Source organism: Desulfurobacterium sp., from assembly GCF_027028515.1.
In the GTDB taxonomy this organism is placed as follows: domain Bacteria; phylum Aquificota; class Aquificia; order Desulfurobacteriales; family Desulfurobacteriaceae; genus Desulfurobacterium_A.
Genome location: NZ_JALVIW010000036.1, coordinates 24,079 through 38,313, shown reverse-complemented (window position 1 = coordinate 38,313; position 14,235 = coordinate 24,079). Strand labels below are relative to the sequence as shown.

The window sequence follows — 14,235 nt, the reverse complement described above, 5'->3', positions numbered from 1 at the left end:
TTCCTCTTTACAGTTTCCTGGACAGTCTTTACCATTTCCTCAAACCACTTTTCAAAAAAAGGATAGTTGCTTTTTGTCTTCATTTCCATATCTACTTAATCTTACACAATATTTTTCCAAGCTCTTTAAATAGCTTCGATGAAAGCTTTTTCGTTAAAAATACAAGAGAAGTTGTTGAGATACATAGTTCTTCAAATAATAACCGTACAAAAACAGTTTATTGAAAGGTTGTATAGGAGATTTTTGAAAGAGCTTGGAACTGAAGATATTTAGCGGTCAAGATTTAAAGACACTTTCCAAATAGACAAAACCACTTTAGTATAAAGCCAAACAAGGTGATTTTCATGCGCTTTCCTTTTCTTCTACAATGCGGCTGTATTCAGCATCTAAAACCATCTTAATAAGCGTCTTATCCTCATTTTTCCCACGGGCAAGACTGGCAACTACACTCTCTCGAGCATATTCATCAAACAATTCTTTCTTTTTGTGGAGAATTTTTACGATTCTTTCTTCCACACTGTCCTGAGTTATCAACTTATGCACCACAACAACATTGGTTTGACCCATCCTATAAACACGAGCAATTGCTTGATCCTCGAGAGTAGGTTTCAACTGGGGTTCCATTAATACAACAACTGAAGCAGCGTGTAAATTCAACCCATGGCCGCCAACATTAATTTGGCTAGCAAGAACAGCATGCCCTTTAAATTTTTGGAACTTTTCTACAATTTCGGCTCGCTTAGCAGCTGCAACATCTCCTTTAAGAATACCTATTATATCAATTACATCTTGAATGATTTCAAGTACCTTCAAGTAATAACTAAATACCACAACTTTCTTTCCTTCTAAGCGATATTCATCTATTAACTCTTTAAGCCGTGCTATTTTAGATGAATTACCGTCTGCTCCGACAATAGAAACAAGTCTCATGCGATGAAAATTCCTATCAAGAACCGCCTTGCGATATTCCAACTCATCCTTATTTCCCATTTTCAGCCATGTCAGAGCTTCAACCTTCTGTGGCAATTCCCTTAAAACATCTTTTTGATTTCTGCGTATGTACACAGAAGCAACCCTCTCTTTAAAGATTTCAGGGGACACGACACTGACCTTGCTCAGTGATAATTTATCAGCCAACTGTGGATTGACTATTCTTACTAAATTAACAAATTCGTGGGGGTAATTTTCTAAGGGAGTTCCTGTCATAAGACATACATAATCTGCCTTAGACGCTATCTCTTTAATCCACACACTTCTTTTAGCCTGTGGGTTTTTAACATAATGAGCCTCATCTACAATTAAAAAACTAGGAGCAGCGTCTGTCTTTAGCAAAGGAAAAGAACTAAGAGTGTTATAGGAGGTAATGCCTACCCCTCCAGTTTCTTTCCAGTTTCGAAAAGCCTCTTCTCTTTCCTTTAGCGAGCCATAAATCAGAAACTTAGGCAAATCTGTTTTATCTTCAACTTCAAAGGCCCAGTTGAAGACCAAGCTGGCAGGGCATACTACAAGGGTGCGTATCGGACCTCTTTTTTCCTCGCTAAGATGGCAAACAGCTCCAAGAGCTTCTATCGTCTTCCCTAACCCCATTTCGTCCCCAAGTATAACTCTTTTCTGACTCAGTATGTACTTGACCCCAAACTCTTGATAGCTTCGAAGAACAACTTTTAACTTCCTCAAGTTGAGGCAAACTTTTCGTACCTTCTCTATTATGTCTGCTGGTAATTTCCCAGTAGTAGTATCGCAAACCTTTTGAACATCTTCTTTGTAGATTTCAAAAAGATAGCGCTCTATTAAAGAAATACATTCAGCATTTCTTTTTCGAAAATTTTCTAATACAGTTTCTTTGGATAGGCCATTCTTCATGAGACTAACAAGGCGCTCCCTTTCGTTTAGTAGTTCAGCAGAAAGTAAAGAGTCAGCTTCTCTAAGAATAGCCATATACTTCGGCTTTTCTTTTTCCCAATTCACGAAAGGCTCACGATTATTCAGCCAGCTAGAAAAAGTCACCTGAGCCCTCAATTCTTTAAATTTTTCCAAAAGTAATCTATATTTAGGTATCACCTCAGAGCTGATCCGATTATAGAATCTTCTAGTATGTAGCAGAATAAGAGCTGCTTCTGCGATCTTCATCTCCGTCGAACCAATGAGATTAGGAGAAGGCAGAGGAATTGGTTCCTTTTCTATCCGCTTGACCAGCTCTTTAGTAGCCATTTTTAACTTCTTAACGGTAGCCTTTCCCACCCCAGGAATAAGTAAAAGCTCATTCGGTTTCATATCTTTCAACGTCTTCAAATCATCAACCCCATATGCTTTCAAATTTGCCCATGGAACCCTTTTAACCCCAAAGTCCTTGAGTTTTTCTACTGGAATCTCCCGTAAACGTCGCTCTTTGACTTCCCTTGTATAGCTCTGAAGCATCTCATTTAGTTTAACAGCAGAATCTTTGTGCATTTTTTCCACTTCGTTTATAAATCTCATAATTTTTAACAGTGTTCTCTCTACCAGCTTCAGCTCTTTTAAAAGAGGATGATGCTTGTACTTGATAAGAATGGGCACAACAAAGCAAACGACCATAAAGAACAAAATACTTATAATTAAAATAAAAGATTTAAAGTCACCACCTATTGGAGTAGACCACACCTCATTAACTGCGTCTATTATCGCGTACAAGTCCTTTCCCCTGTTTTAATAGAATAAAATCCCAAATATCTTGTTCATCTCAGCAGGCGCAGAATAAAAGATTTTATAAAGAGACTGAAGCGCATTGAGCAGTACTTTCACCACTTTAACCTTTCTTTTCACCTCTTAAATTAGTCACACCCTCAAGCACAGTTCAAGAAAACTTTCCCTGTTATTATTAGTATGGCTCTTTCTCCTCTGTTTCCTTCCGTGCCTTTCCTGAACCTCAGTATTGGTTTGTTTCTTCATAGAATCATCATCTACCCGTCTGACCATATCTCAAAACCTCTACATATATGTCTTGTTCATCACATGTCTTGATAGCAAGACTCGGAAAATATTTTTCAAGAACTTTCAGCTTGCACCTATTTTACTCCTGGTAACTCTTTGATAAACAATATATGAGATTATCCTTGTCAAGCAAGGATCAGTCTACTAATTTGTATTTCAATACCTACAGGGCTAAATTCCTTGGATCTGATGGATTCCATGTTTTTTGAGATTAAGAGATACACATCTTTGCAAAGCCCTGGATCCTATTTCTCTTTGCAGTACACGCCAAAAAAACAAATGAGAGAATTTCTTTGAAAGATATTAAAATTGGCTTGCAAAAACTAAGAAGTTGTTAGGGAGAAGTTAAATCAGCTCAAGCCAAAGAATGCTATGGCTTATTCAGGTTCGTAGATACCCATTCAGGGTAAGAATAAATTTTTCTATTCAAAACTCTCAAAAACGTGTTTGTTCCTTGAAATCCAAAGTAATTTATCCTGACCGAAAGCTACTAAATAGTGTTGGTTCACATGCATTCAAGCCTGACTTTTCTCCTTTCTGTTAGGCTTTTCTTTCTTATATAAAAAACCCACACTGGGAGGGGCAAAAATTGAAACAATTATTGTCAAATATATATTGCCAGCCTGTAAAGAGAAACCACTTCTACACAAACAGCAGACAAAAAGCGTCAAGGGCAGGATTGCAATTTTTTTTATAATACCACATTTAGCTTTTATTTTTTAAAGAAAGAAGCATATCTCCTAACTACCAACTATTTTTTTTGAGGTGGCCCCCGTAAGCCCAGCAAAAAGAAGGTAAAACCTCGTAGCCAGGTCCAGTCCACCGAGATCTGGGTTTTGCATAATACGCCTAAGCGCATACTTGCTTATGTTCTTGCACATGAAATCCAGCAACTCCTGCACGGAAACCGGCTCACCGGAAAGAGGGGTTTTTATAATGCTCTCCCAAGCCCCGGTGGTTTTGTGCGCGAAGACGATAACCGTTACACCCTTGGGCTTGAGCATCCTAGCGATTTCGGAGAAGGCTTGGGTAATCATCTCTTCTTCTAATTCTCCAATAGAAGGATCTTCCTTGGAACAAAGCTCTTTAAGTAAGGAAAGATTGTGCGTCCTCCAAAATTTGATTTTGTACAATACCAAAAGCTTTAAAAATTTTCTCAACAAACTGCTGTGAATGGAAACATACGGCACTGGTAATTATTTCATCTTCGGGCAGGGAAATTAGGTATTTAGCTGTAATATAATCTTCGTTTGCTTTTATTATCCACTCTTTTGTTTCTTCATTCATAGCACAATTCCTTCTTCAAGAGCTATCTTAGTGACAGAGTAAAAGTAACTTTTGAATTTCTCGACTTCTTTTCTGCTTCTTATGAGAAGATCACAGGATATAAAATGCCGAGCTAATTTTTTCGATATTTTAGAGAATAATGTTAATTTTTCATTTCTTGAAATATCCTCATTTTATTATTATCAAAACATCCCAATCACTGTCTTCATCAAAATCTCCTCTTGCTCGTGATCCAAATAGAATAATATTCTCAAGAGAAAAAAGCATGCTCTTTTACCGTTTCTGTAATAATACTCTTTATAAGAAATCTGGTTATTTTTTCTTCTACCATTATCTAACCCTTTCAATCATAGCCACGACGTCAAAGTAGCCAATTATCTTTCTCACCTTTGAATTTCATCTACACACTTTCTAACTTTTTTGTCAAAGGACATAACTTGATATCTGCTACCATAGGCACATATGAGACAGTCTACAAAGTCAAGATTCTTCTCTGCAAATATCTTCAAAGCATCAAAGAGAACGTCTTTATCAACGGCATTTATTCCTTTTGCTTTAAGAAGCTCTTTAAGCACATGGGCTATCTCTTGCCTTTTTACCTTATAGAGCCCGGAGAGCACATAAACCACTTCAGCTATAACGGTATCAAGCAGAAGGACCTTCTTTTTACCGGAAAAGGCTTTGTCAAATAAAGCTTCTGCTTCTCTATAGAACTCTTCGTGATCCCTGAGGAGATACCTCAGCACAACATTAGTATCAATAATCGTTACATTTTTTGAAAAATCCATTTTTTGCTGCCTCTTCTTCCATTTTCATTACTTCTTCTATGCTTTTATCCTTTATAGCATACTTTTCTAAAGCTCCGCCAGGCTTTCTAATAGGTCTTATTATTATCTCGTTGCCCACCATATCCACTTCCACAAGGTCACTTCCGAGCCTTTTTCTTAAGCCCGCGGGTATTGTAATTTGTCCCTTAGAAGTAATCTTTGCCGTAAACATATTACATTCTCCCATTGCATTACATGCTATATAAAGTAAGAAATTAAAGTAAGGAAGTCAACGGTAAAATTGAGGCTATTCGAAAAATCATAGATAATCTCTAAAAATCGTGGTGACTCGTGCCAGTTTAACCAGTACAAGAAACATAAATAAAGCCACCCACAGATACATGTTATACAGCACAAACACCCCCAAACCCATTTTCTGTGCTATTTCTTTGTCCTTCACCTTGAAATGAGATCCTAACTTAAGCTTTATCGTTCCAAACAAGCTTTCAATTAAGTATCTCTGTTTCCCATATTCTTCCCAGAAAACCTTAGATTTCTTCCTTAACGGATGCTTTACCTCTTTCCTAAAGGTCCCCTTTACCCTTATAGCGGATGTAATTTTAAGTTTTCTCAGTTTTTCCATAATCTCAATACTGTCGTAGCATTTGTCAGCGATAAAGTAAGTCTCTTTCAACGCTTCTAAAAGATGCCTTACCCCTCTGGCATAAGCTTCTTTTGTTTCTGCAGAAAGAACAATCTTTTTTCCTGATTAGGTTACTGCTGTCACAGCAACCACTCTAACATTAGATTTTACTTTTCTAATCTCCAAACCTCTGGTCTGGTAAAAAAAAGAACAATGAAAGCTTCAGAGTAAACTCTTGGACGACCTCTAAGATTTTGAGGCTTTTCTTTTATGATGGTTTTGGTTACAGTGTAAATGGTTTTTAGGTTTAGTTTGCTTTTCCTCATGTCAGGGGGTTTAACTATGGCTCCCCTGACGTCAACCCTATATTTTTAGAACACCTTCAGTTGATTTGTTGTAACACAAGTATTACAATGAAACACAGGAGGTGCGAGATGTGGAAAGGAATTTCTGTGAGGCTTCCAGACGAGATACATGAAAGGCTGGAGAGATTGTCAAAATTTACGGGAAGAACCAAGACTTACTACATCCTTGAACTTCTTGAAAAACACCTTGACGAGCTTGAGGATTACTACCTTTCCGCAGCTGTTCTTGAACGGGTGAGGAAAGGAGAAGAGGAAGTTTTAACTTTAGAGGAAGTGGAGAGAGAACTTGGCCTGGCGGATTGAGCTTACAAGAACAGCTGTTAAGGATCTTAAGCGAATAGATAGAAAACAAACTGAACGTATATTAGAGTTTTTAAAAAAGCTTTCTGAGAGCGAAAATCCCTGTCAAAAGGGAAAGGCTTTAAAAGGTTATTTGGGAGAGTTTTGGCGGTATAGAGTAGGAGACTATAGAGTAATATGCAACATAGAGGTTGAGAAGGAGAGAATACTCGTGCTTAGGGTTGGACACAGAAAAAACGTTTATAGAAAATAGCACGAAGAAAAATTAACTCTTTTACGCCAAGAAGGGTCATGTCCTAAAATTCCTGTAAAAAGGATGGCCCGTGAGGTATAGGCGCTTGCCAAGAAAAGTGATACTATGAAAGCGTGTGCCCTCCCTAAATTATGGGATGGCGAACATGGAGTATATAGCCTTTGATTCCCATAAGAGATATACTTTTGCTGTAGTAACGGATGAATCTGGTAGGATAAAATGGGACATAGTATTTCATTAACCGTCTGCCATTAAACACAAGACCTTCCTCCTGCTTTAATTGTGCAAAACCTATAAGCCTCGCTTTTTTGCATCTCTCGTTCATTTCAGCAAGCACAAGATAAATAATCTTATAAATCTTATAAGCAGACTCGGGCGTGCTGAACACTTCTACCACTTTGACCCTTGTAGTCTTCTGGGATGGCTCTTGTCAGAAATTGGAGTAGTTCACAGGATATTCTCGTTGCCTTCATGGAGCTTATTACAGGATGAAAAAGCAAATTATAGTCTAAAATAATATGAGACTTTTAGTGTAGACTAATATAAAAAAAGATTGATTAAGATTCCTCACGAGTCATATTTTCTCGTATAGAGACTAAGGCATGGAGAGATTTGGAGATGAGAGATATGCAAGCCTTCAGCTTTTAAAACCTGTTACATTGCTCATGTCAAAGAAATGATGGGTATGGGTGTTTCCAAGGCTCACAACAGAGTGGGAAAGAGGAAACACCCGGTGCCCCGCCATCTTCTGCCATGGATCAAAGGAGCTATTGAGGATCTTCAAAGAAAAGGAGAGAGGCTTACTTACAAGAAAATACAGGAAAGAGCCTTTGAGCTTTACAGAGAACACAGAGAAAGGGCTCTTACAGTCTGCAAATTCAAAGGGATTTTCAAAGACGATACAGAAACAGTTGTAGAAATTGCTGAGGCTAAGGACTTAAGCTATGAAGATTAGCCAATTGTATGGAAAATCGGTTTTTGTAGACTCCAACGCCTTCATCTACTACATGGAAGACCTGTGCAGCGAAATGACTTCTGAGATCATAAGAGCTGGAAGTAGAGAAGTTAAAAAATAAAGCTAATCACCACAACAAGGGTTTGTGATGAAGTCCTCTTTAAAATGACGCTTATCAGAGCAAGGAGCCGGGATAAGACCCTGGAGGGCAATACCTTTAAGAAGCTCAAAAAAAGACCGGAAATAGTGAAAGAATTGATGGAAGATCTGGAAAAAGTTGTGGCATTCTTTCACAGCCTTAACATAGAAATCATCCCAGTGGACAGCAGGCTTTTGTTTCAGAGCCTTGATATAACAAAGGAATACGGACTCTTTGGTAATGACACCATAACAGTGCTTGTTATGCGAAGGCGTAATATGAAATACATTCTTTCATCAGACAAAGATTTTGATGGTGTAGGATGGATTAAGAGAATTGATGCCTTGCAGGGATGTAGCGGAAAATGACCATGGCAAGCTCCTACGACAAAACCATAAGAAGTCTCCTTAAGGATATTCCTGTTGTCTTCATGGAGCTTTTAACAGGAAAAAAGCTTTCCAAAGAGTTTCTCAAGCCTCTAGATGTGAAGCTTCAGAAGGTGGTTGAAAGGAAAGTAGAACTTATCGTTTAAAATACTGAAACTGAAGAAAAATACAACGTGGAGTTTCAGTCCACCGACGACAGATCCATGCCTGTTAGAATGGCTCTTTACTTTATACCTCGTACTTCAGAATTATGGTAGAATGCCCCCTCTTCCAAGCTCTCACCATTTGGGGATGTATGCCATAGTGTGAGGCTATCTCGTTGATGGTCTTTTCCTCCCTTATAGCTTCAAGAGCTACCTTAGCCTTGAACTCAGCGCTGTACTTCTTTCTCCTTCCTATGGTGATCCCCTCCTTGCTATGTGGTTTGTGAATTATATAGCTGATCTAAAAACTAGGAGGACCACCTCAACGAGGGGTTGAGCTTGGCTTATGGTGTGAGCTTGCGGAAGATGGTGTTTTTTGCATCTTTAGCCTTTTCAATCCACCCTTCAACATCGCTTACAATACTCTCTACTAACTCCTTCGGCTCCAGCACAAACACATAGGGGATCCATGGTTTCACCACGGTATTTATGATCTCTGCAAAGGTAAATCCCTCAACCTCAAACACACATGAACCGTCCGGTCTTTCCTCCAAAAGTTTTTGACTTAGCGCAATGGGCTTCCTCTTTAAGAACTCCGCCGCTTCTGGTGCGGCAAGGATCTTCACCTTTGCCCTTCCCAAATGGGGCGAAAAGAAGGGACTGAAAGACTCAAGCTGTATCACCTCTTCCGGAATCTCATCAAACTCCTCATCCTCCATCCCTACATCTTCCATTTTATCAACAGCAAAGGCCTTTATTTTCCCTTTGTCTTCCGCAAGCAGGTACCAAAGCCCTCTGTAAAATCCCAACCTGTAAGGCTTTACCCTAACAGAGTATTCCGAAAACACCCTGTACTTAAACGACACAATCCTTCTTTCCCTTATGGCATTCACAATTTCAGAAAGCTTCTCCTCATCTTCCTCATCCAGCAGCTTGGGATGATCCAGATGCACCCTAACAATATTGTCTTCATATTCCAACAACCGAGATATTATCTCTTTAGCCGTTTTGGACAGTCCCTTTCCCATGGAAAAGAGAGCATCCCTTATGGCCATAAGGATGAGTATCTCCTTTTCTGTAAACATTTCCACCTGATATTTGATATCCTTATCCAAACGATAGACCCCACTTTTGGGACTTTTTCTTGCGATGGGAAAACCAGCTTTCCTGAGCGTCACAATATCCCTTTGGATAGTTCTCTTTGAGACATCAAAGGCCTGGGTGAGCTGATACAGGGTGACCTCTTTCTTATCCATAAGCATCTTGAGAATCCCAAAGAGCCTTTCTATTCTCTTGCCCTTGCTCATTCTATTAAAGCTTACCTTTGATAGGTTAGAGCGTCAATACCATGTCGCTTTAAAATTTTATGTTTGAAGGTTTTAGGGTAGTCTAAAGGGTAGAGGTAAAGGGAGGGTAGCGGATGTTTAGAACAAAAAATTTATATGAAACGTTAAAAAATGTGCTTCCTTATTGTGATAATATCCTAATTTCAGGAGCACCAGGTATAGGAAAGAGCGAGATAGTTTACAGAGTGTGTAAAGAATGCGGCTTGAACCTCTATGAGGTAAGGCTATACGAACAGGGGGAATCTGCTATTGGCTTTCCAAGGGTGGACACAGAGGTAACCACATTTACCAAGCCTTTTTGGTTTGCCCGAATAGAAAAGGAGCGACCTGATGTAGTGCTTTTTGACGACTTCCACCTTGTGGACAGTTCCATACAAAAGTACTTTTACAGATTCCTATCAAACAGGATTATACATGATTTTGAGCTGTCCTACAGCCCAAAGCTCATAGTTGCAGGTAACTTCAACATAGAAACGGCAAGCGCCTGCGAGCTTCAATCTCCCGTATCCACCAGATTTGACATAATGATACACTACGAGCCCGAGGTAGAGACCTTCATTGAATGGGCACTTGAGACAGGAAGAATAGACAAAAGGCTCATCGCCTTCATAGTGGCAGAGCCTGAGGCTCTCTTCACCCCTGATCCTCCTGTAACCTCCATGTATCCCTGCCCGAGGACATGGGAGAAGCTGTCAAGGCTTATAGAGATAACCGGCGATGTAACGGTTGCTCCAGGCGTTGTGGGACCTAAATACGGCTCCAAGCTCATAGACTATTGGGAAATGCTTTCCAAGGAGCCTGAGGAGATAGTGAAAAAGGACCCTAAAGGCATGAAAGCAGCTGAGGTGGTCAGTGCCTGCTATATACTGTCGAGAAGGGTGGGGCCGGAGATACTCTCTGGGAACTTTACCAGATTTACCAAGGAGGCGGTTGAGTGGGTAAACAAGCTTGATGCCGACATAGCTGTTCTGTTTTGTAAGATGTGCATTCCTAATAAAGGCAATGTTCAAAAGCTAAGAAGGCTCTTTGTTGAAAATCTTGCCAGACTATACGGCGAAGATATGAAGAGCTTTAACAGATTTAAGAACAGTCTGTGTGGAAAGCTCATGAGGGCAGCAGTGGCCCTTATGGGAGAGGCTGAAGATAGCAAAAGACAGGAGCAAATACTCAAAAACACTTACAAAGGCTTAAAGAGGAGGATCTTGAATGGCGCTGTCTCCTAAAGAGGTTATAAGGCTTGTATCAGTTACAACCATTGGAACCTCTCTTACCCATCACGTAGACATAAAATTTGTAGAGAAAAAAGACTATGGGAGAACTGACGGAGAGAGGGTATGGCTTTCGTCTCCCAGAATAGAGCCTCTTCACAAAATCACCCACATCCTCAACCATGAGCTGATGCATATCTTGCTGGAACATGTGGAAAGGGGCAGGAAAATTGTTCCTCCAGACAAATTCCACTGGTGGGTTTGGAACCTTGCAGCCGATGATGCAGTAACGAGGTTTCTTAAGAATGCTTATGATGAAGTGAGAGAAAACCAGACTCTTGGTGTGGATATAAGTATCCATTTACGTGGTAACGTGAATCTTTCCGTGATACCGGACTATCCACATGGTGCTCCATCTGAAGCGATATACCGGTGGCTTCTTAAGAAAAAGATAGAGTTTACCGAAACCGAGATTAATGGAGTGAAAATCATAAAGGCAAAAGTGAAGACCATCGATGATATGGGTTTTTCCTTCTTTTTTGTAGAGCTACCCAGAAATCCTAATGGCCTTTTTGGGAAAGACCAAAGTGTGAGGAGATTTGAACTTGGACCCAAGTTTTACGGCTTTTTGAAGGGGGAATTCCAGCGCGAGTGGGAAATGTGCCGAGCAGGTGGCATCAACTTTGAGAAAGCCTTAAACGAGTATTTAAAAACGTTCTCAAGCTTGAAGGGCGAGCAGCTCACCTTTCTTATTCCCAACAAGAGAGCGCTTGCCTTAGGGTATCCAGTGCTTTTGCCCTCTTGCGCATCAAAAAGAGAGAAGGTGCTTGTAGCCATAGACACAAGCGGTTCCATATCAGACACGGAGCTAAGTGTTTTCATGAGCACCCTCTACAAATATGCCCACAGACTGGACATGGATGTTGTTTTCTGCGATGTGGAAATATCAGATGTTCTGAAATTACAGGGATTAAGCTTTGATGAGGTGAAAAATAGACTGCGCAGGGCAAAATTTAGAGGAGGTGGTGGTACAAACTATCAGCCTGTCTTTGAGTACTACTTCCAGCATTCCTCAAAGTATAAGCTGCTAATATACTTCACCGATCTTTGCTGCCACTTTCCAGAAAGGCATCCGCCCAAAATACTCTGGGCGGTTCAGCTTAATGAGTGGACATACAATATGAAACCACCCTACGGGAAGGTGGTGTGGATATGAGGGAGTTGCTGGAAAGAATAAAAAAGACAATTGGCGGAAGGCACGGCGGAATCTACTGGTGTGAAAGCGAATATGGAAAGATGAGTATCACCATTTTGAAGTTTCCGAGGTGGTTTGCTGAAATGTGCTGGGATGTGGAAACCGTGATCTACTTTGACTCTGGAAAGCCTGTTTCAATGGAGATAACAACTTACACGGGCTATGATCCACGGGACATGGATGTTTTGGCTGAAATAACTCCTCCGTCTAAATGGGACAACTCGCCCTTTATAGAGCATGGCATGTATGAGGAGATGTACGACTATTACAAACTATACCTGCCACCAAATCACAAAATGAAAGAGGAACTTCTCATTGTTGACCTCAATGAAAAAAACGAGTTCTCAAAATTCAAGGTGAAGCTCACAGCAGAGATAACTTTGAAAAGTGAAGATGAAATGTGGTATATTTTAAAAGAGCTTTCAAAGAAGTTTGGACAACAGGAATGGAATAAAAAACGATTTGGTAGAGAAAAATATTAAAAAAAGGAGGGCAGGATGTCCTTGGTAAGTGTAAGAGACGTTCTTAATGGGAAATTTTATATGATTCCAGATTACCAGAGATCTTATGCGTGGGGTAAGCAGCAAGTTCGGGATTTATTTCAAGATTTAGTAGAAGCAACTAAAGACGAGATTACACATTTCTTGGGCACAGTAGTTTTTTCACAAACGTCTAGGAGAAATGAATATTACGTAGTTGACGGGCAACAGCGCTTGACTACTCTTATGCTCCTGCTAAAAGAAGTTATAGAAAGGCTTCCGGAAGATGATAGGAACTTCTATTGGCGTCTTTATATTTGTGAAGATGGTCGTTATCGTCTACAGCCACAGAGTAAGGATAAAGAATTTTTCTTTAAACTTCTTGAAGGAGAATCACCGGAACCTTTAAATATTAGTCAGCGTTTACTAATAGATGCTCAGGCTGAATTTAAACGTTTGTTAGATCTTCTTGATGTTGAGCTTAAGCAGTTTCTCAAAGTAATAGGAGAAACCCAAATTTTGCGGTTTTTAGAGGAAGAAGAGGGCTTGGCTATAAGAATCTTTCAGACTATCAATGATAGGGGAAAACCTTTATCATATTTAGAGAAGATAAAGAGCTACCTTATGTATATCTCCTATCGCTACTTTGATTGCAAACATTGCAATAAGATAAATGACTTGTTTGGTGAAATATTTGAATATTATGATGAAATAAAGGAGAAAGGGAAAGAGTTAGGTGTAGATCTAATAAAGAAAATTAATTTTACAGAAGATAGTATTCTTCGCTATCACTTTGTTTTAATTTCTAAAGAAAATTATGATGCCACTCCTGAGGCAATTTTTGCATATCTTAAGAGGAAAATTGAGGAAATGAAGCAACAAAGTGATTTTGAAAAATTAGATGATTTTATTATATCATATGTTTCTAATCTGCACTCTTGCTTTTTAAGCTTGCGAAATATCATTAGGAGAGTTGAGAAAGAGAAGCTTTATTATGAAACTTTTGTGTGTTTAGGTCTTTCCGCTACTCTTTATCCTTTGCTTATTGCACTTGATAAGAGGAATCTCTTAGACAAAGGAATTTCTATTAATGGTTATCAAAGCAAAACTTTTCTTGAGATCCTAAGAGATGTAGATATTAAAGTTTACAAAACAAGAGGAACAAATCCAAGAGCAGATATTTCCCGCTTTTCTTGTGATATTAACACTGGTGAAGTTTCTGAAGAGTATATAGCAAAGTGGTTAATAAGCTATATAAATCAGTGGATGCCAGAAGGAGAGTTTGAACATCATCTTGAGAGGAACATTTATGGTAATGAAGCTGTGCCATATCTTTTGATAAAATATTCTGAACATCTTCGTGGTCAGGCATATTCTTTATCAGATTTGAAAAGACTTGTTTCGTTGAATCTAACCATTGAGCATATCTTGCCCCGTGATCCTAACTTTGACGTAAAAGCTTATGGATTTGCAGATGAGAGAGATTACATAAAATATAAAGATCGGTTGGGAAATCTCACTTTACTTTCAAAAGCTATCAATTCCCAAGTGAAGAACAAAGCTCCTTTAGACAAAACTGATTATTATGATAGAGAGGATCAGCTTTTAGAGATTACAAAGCAGTTAGCTACAAAAATAAAGGCTCAGCGTTCTTTTGATAAACAAGATGTGATTAGTAGAACTAAGGATATAGCATCTTTTATAAAAGGCCTGTTGGTTTAGGAAGCGTTACAAGGTGA

At 39.2% G+C, this 14,235-nt stretch carries 18 protein-coding genes and 1 pseudogene; 10 read left to right on the top strand and 9 right to left on the bottom strand.

The window, feature by feature from the left end:
• Positions 1–342 precede the first annotated feature (342 nt).
• The 6 genes from MV676_RS03320 to MV676_RS03295 form a co-directional block, all read right to left on the bottom strand.
• Positions 343–2,670: a DEAD/DEAH box helicase gene (locus MV676_RS03320; RefSeq protein WP_297445278.1), complete on the bottom strand. Its 2,328-nt coding sequence runs from the start codon at positions 2,668–2,670 to the stop codon at positions 343–345.
• A gap of 1,040 nt (positions 2,671–3,710) precedes the next feature.
• Positions 3,711–4,007 (bottom strand): hypothetical protein, encoded by a 297-nt coding sequence (locus MV676_RS03315; protein ID WP_297445276.1) that lies wholly within the window; start codon positions 4,005–4,007, stop codon positions 3,711–3,713.
• A 49-nt stretch (positions 4,008–4,056) separates the two neighbouring features.
• Complete coding sequence (locus MV676_RS03310) at positions 4,057–4,257, bottom strand: HEPN domain-containing protein (RefSeq protein WP_297445274.1); 201 nt, start codon at positions 4,255–4,257, stop codon at positions 4,057–4,059.
• Positions 4,258–4,640: 383 nt separating this feature from the next.
• Entirely contained in the window at positions 4,641–5,045 is a 405-nt protein-coding gene (locus MV676_RS03305; RefSeq protein WP_297445272.1) for a PIN domain-containing protein, read from the bottom strand.
• Complete coding sequence (locus MV676_RS03300; protein WP_297445270.1) at positions 5,014–5,256, bottom strand: AbrB/MazE/SpoVT family DNA-binding domain-containing protein; 243 nt, start codon at positions 5,254–5,256, stop codon at positions 5,014–5,016. Before MV676_RS03300 ends, MV676_RS03305 begins: the two co-directional genes overlap by 32 nt.
• A gap of 87 nt (positions 5,257–5,343) precedes the next feature.
• Complete coding sequence (locus tag MV676_RS03295; RefSeq protein WP_297445285.1) at positions 5,344–5,781, bottom strand: transposase; 438 nt, start codon at positions 5,779–5,781, stop codon at positions 5,344–5,346.
• A gap of 320 nt (positions 5,782–6,101) precedes the next feature.
• On the opposite strand from MV676_RS03295, the gene MV676_RS03290 reads away from it, so the two are divergent.
• Together MV676_RS03290 and MV676_RS03285 are read left to right on the top strand one after the other, a co-directional pair.
• The gene (locus MV676_RS03290) at positions 6,102–6,335 is read left to right on the top strand and encodes a TraY domain-containing protein (protein WP_297445269.1); all 234 of its coding nucleotides are present in this window, start codon (positions 6,102–6,104) and stop codon (positions 6,333–6,335) included.
• A complete protein-coding gene (locus MV676_RS03285; protein WP_297445267.1) occupies positions 6,319–6,585 on the top strand; it encodes a type II toxin-antitoxin system RelE/ParE family toxin in 267 nt (88 codons plus the stop codon). Before MV676_RS03290 ends, MV676_RS03285 begins: the two co-directional genes overlap by 17 nt.
• 124 nt (positions 6,586–6,709) lie before the next feature.
• On the opposite strand, the gene MV676_RS03280 is transcribed toward MV676_RS03285, so the two are convergent.
• Complete coding sequence (locus tag MV676_RS03280) at positions 6,710–6,982, bottom strand: hypothetical protein (RefSeq protein ID WP_297445264.1); 273 nt, start codon at positions 6,980–6,982, stop codon at positions 6,710–6,712.
• 288 nt (positions 6,983–7,270) lie between these two features.
• On the opposite strand from MV676_RS03280, the gene MV676_RS03275 reads away from it, so the two are divergent.
• The 4 genes from MV676_RS03275 to MV676_RS03260 are packed head-to-tail and all read left to right on the top strand — an operon-like array spanning position 7,271 to position 8,211.
• Positions 7,271–7,540, top strand: a complete 270-nt coding sequence (locus MV676_RS03275) for a hypothetical protein (protein WP_297445261.1) — start codon at positions 7,271–7,273, stop codon at positions 7,538–7,540.
• Positions 7,530–7,661, top strand: coding sequence for a hypothetical protein (locus MV676_RS03270; RefSeq protein ID WP_297445259.1), 132 nt, complete (start codon positions 7,530–7,532; stop codon positions 7,659–7,661). Before MV676_RS03275 ends, MV676_RS03270 begins: the two co-directional genes overlap by 11 nt.
• 44 nt (positions 7,662–7,705) lie before the next feature.
• Positions 7,706–8,047, top strand: coding sequence for a type II toxin-antitoxin system VapC family toxin (locus MV676_RS03265; protein WP_297445257.1), 342 nt, complete (start codon positions 7,706–7,708; stop codon positions 8,045–8,047).
• Between the two features lie 2 nt (positions 8,048–8,049).
• Complete coding sequence (locus MV676_RS03260; RefSeq protein WP_297445254.1) at positions 8,050–8,211, top strand: hypothetical protein; 162 nt, start codon at positions 8,050–8,052, stop codon at positions 8,209–8,211.
• A 121-nt stretch (positions 8,212–8,332) separates the two neighbouring features.
• On the opposite strand, the pseudogene MV676_RS03255 reads toward MV676_RS03260, so the two are convergent.
• Together MV676_RS03255 and MV676_RS03250 are read right to left on the bottom strand one after the other, a co-directional pair.
• Positions 8,333–8,464, bottom strand: a pseudogene (locus MV676_RS03255) (transposase); the annotation flags it as partial.
• Positions 8,465–8,552: 88 nt separating this feature from the next.
• Positions 8,553–9,515: a WYL domain-containing protein gene (locus MV676_RS03250; RefSeq protein ID WP_297445251.1), complete on the bottom strand. Its 963-nt coding sequence runs from the start codon at positions 9,513–9,515 to the stop codon at positions 8,553–8,555.
• Between the two features lie 113 nt (positions 9,516–9,628).
• On the opposite strand from MV676_RS03250, the gene MV676_RS03245 reads away from it, so the two are divergent.
• Genes MV676_RS03245 through MV676_RS03230 form a run of 4 tightly spaced genes read left to right on the top strand, consistent with a single transcriptional unit; the run spans position 9,629 to position 14,218 of the window.
• Positions 9,629–10,777 (top strand): ATP-binding protein, encoded by a 1,149-nt coding sequence (locus MV676_RS03245; RefSeq protein WP_297445248.1) that lies wholly within the window; start codon positions 9,629–9,631, stop codon positions 10,775–10,777.
• Positions 10,761–11,978 carry a VWA-like domain-containing protein gene (locus MV676_RS03240; protein ID WP_297445245.1) on the top strand — a complete coding sequence of 406 codons (1,218 nt, stop codon included), beginning with the start codon at positions 10,761–10,763 and terminating at the stop codon, positions 11,976–11,978. Before MV676_RS03245 ends, MV676_RS03240 begins: the two co-directional genes overlap by 17 nt.
• On the top strand, positions 11,975–12,499 hold the full coding sequence (locus MV676_RS03235; RefSeq protein ID WP_297445243.1) for a hypothetical protein: 525 nt from the start codon (positions 11,975–11,977) through the stop codon (positions 12,497–12,499). Before MV676_RS03240 ends, MV676_RS03235 begins: the two co-directional genes overlap by 4 nt.
• A gap of 15 nt (positions 12,500–12,514) precedes the next feature.
• Entirely contained in the window at positions 12,515–14,218 is a 1,704-nt protein-coding gene (locus MV676_RS03230; RefSeq protein ID WP_297445240.1) for a DUF262 domain-containing HNH endonuclease family protein, read from the top strand.
• The last annotated feature ends 17 nt before the right edge of the window (positions 14,219–14,235 follow it).

What these genes read in the sequence shown, in the direction of transcription:
- MV676_RS03315 (WP_297445276.1), bottom strand. Translation starts at nt 4,007, where the DNA reads ATGATTACCCAAGCCTTCTCCGAAATCGCTAGGATGCTCAAGCCCAAG.
- MV676_RS03310 (WP_297445274.1), bottom strand. Translation starts at nt 4,257, where the DNA reads ATGAATGAAGAAACAAAAGAGTGGATAATAAAAGCAAACGAAGATTAT.
- MV676_RS03305 (WP_297445272.1), bottom strand. Translation starts at nt 5,045, where the DNA reads ATGGATTTTTCAAAAAATGTAACGATTATTGATACTAATGTTGTGCTG.
- MV676_RS03300 (WP_297445270.1), bottom strand. Translation starts at nt 5,256, where the DNA reads ATGTTTACGGCAAAGATTACTTCTAAGGGACAAATTACAATACCCGCG.
- MV676_RS03290 (WP_297445269.1), top strand. Translation starts at nt 6,102, where the DNA reads ATGTGGAAAGGAATTTCTGTGAGGCTTCCAGACGAGATACATGAAAGG.
- MV676_RS03275 (WP_297445261.1), top strand. Translation starts at nt 7,271, where the DNA reads ATGGGTGTTTCCAAGGCTCACAACAGAGTGGGAAAGAGGAAACACCCG.
- MV676_RS03270 (WP_297445259.1), top strand. Translation starts at nt 7,530, where the DNA reads ATGAAGATTAGCCAATTGTATGGAAAATCGGTTTTTGTAGACTCCAAC.
- MV676_RS03265 (WP_297445257.1), top strand. Translation starts at nt 7,706, where the DNA reads ATGACGCTTATCAGAGCAAGGAGCCGGGATAAGACCCTGGAGGGCAAT.
- MV676_RS03260 (WP_297445254.1), top strand. Translation starts at nt 8,050, where the DNA reads ATGGCAAGCTCCTACGACAAAACCATAAGAAGTCTCCTTAAGGATATT.
- MV676_RS03250 (WP_297445251.1), bottom strand. Translation starts at nt 9,515, where the DNA reads ATGAGCAAGGGCAAGAGAATAGAAAGGCTCTTTGGGATTCTCAAGATG.
- MV676_RS03245 (WP_297445248.1), top strand. Translation starts at nt 9,629, where the DNA reads ATGTTTAGAACAAAAAATTTATATGAAACGTTAAAAAATGTGCTTCCT.
- MV676_RS03240 (WP_297445245.1), top strand. Translation starts at nt 10,761, where the DNA reads ATGGCGCTGTCTCCTAAAGAGGTTATAAGGCTTGTATCAGTTACAACC.
- MV676_RS03235 (WP_297445243.1), top strand. Translation starts at nt 11,975, where the DNA reads ATGAGGGAGTTGCTGGAAAGAATAAAAAAGACAATTGGCGGAAGGCAC.
- MV676_RS03230 (WP_297445240.1), top strand. Translation starts at nt 12,515, where the DNA reads ATGTCCTTGGTAAGTGTAAGAGACGTTCTTAATGGGAAATTTTATATG.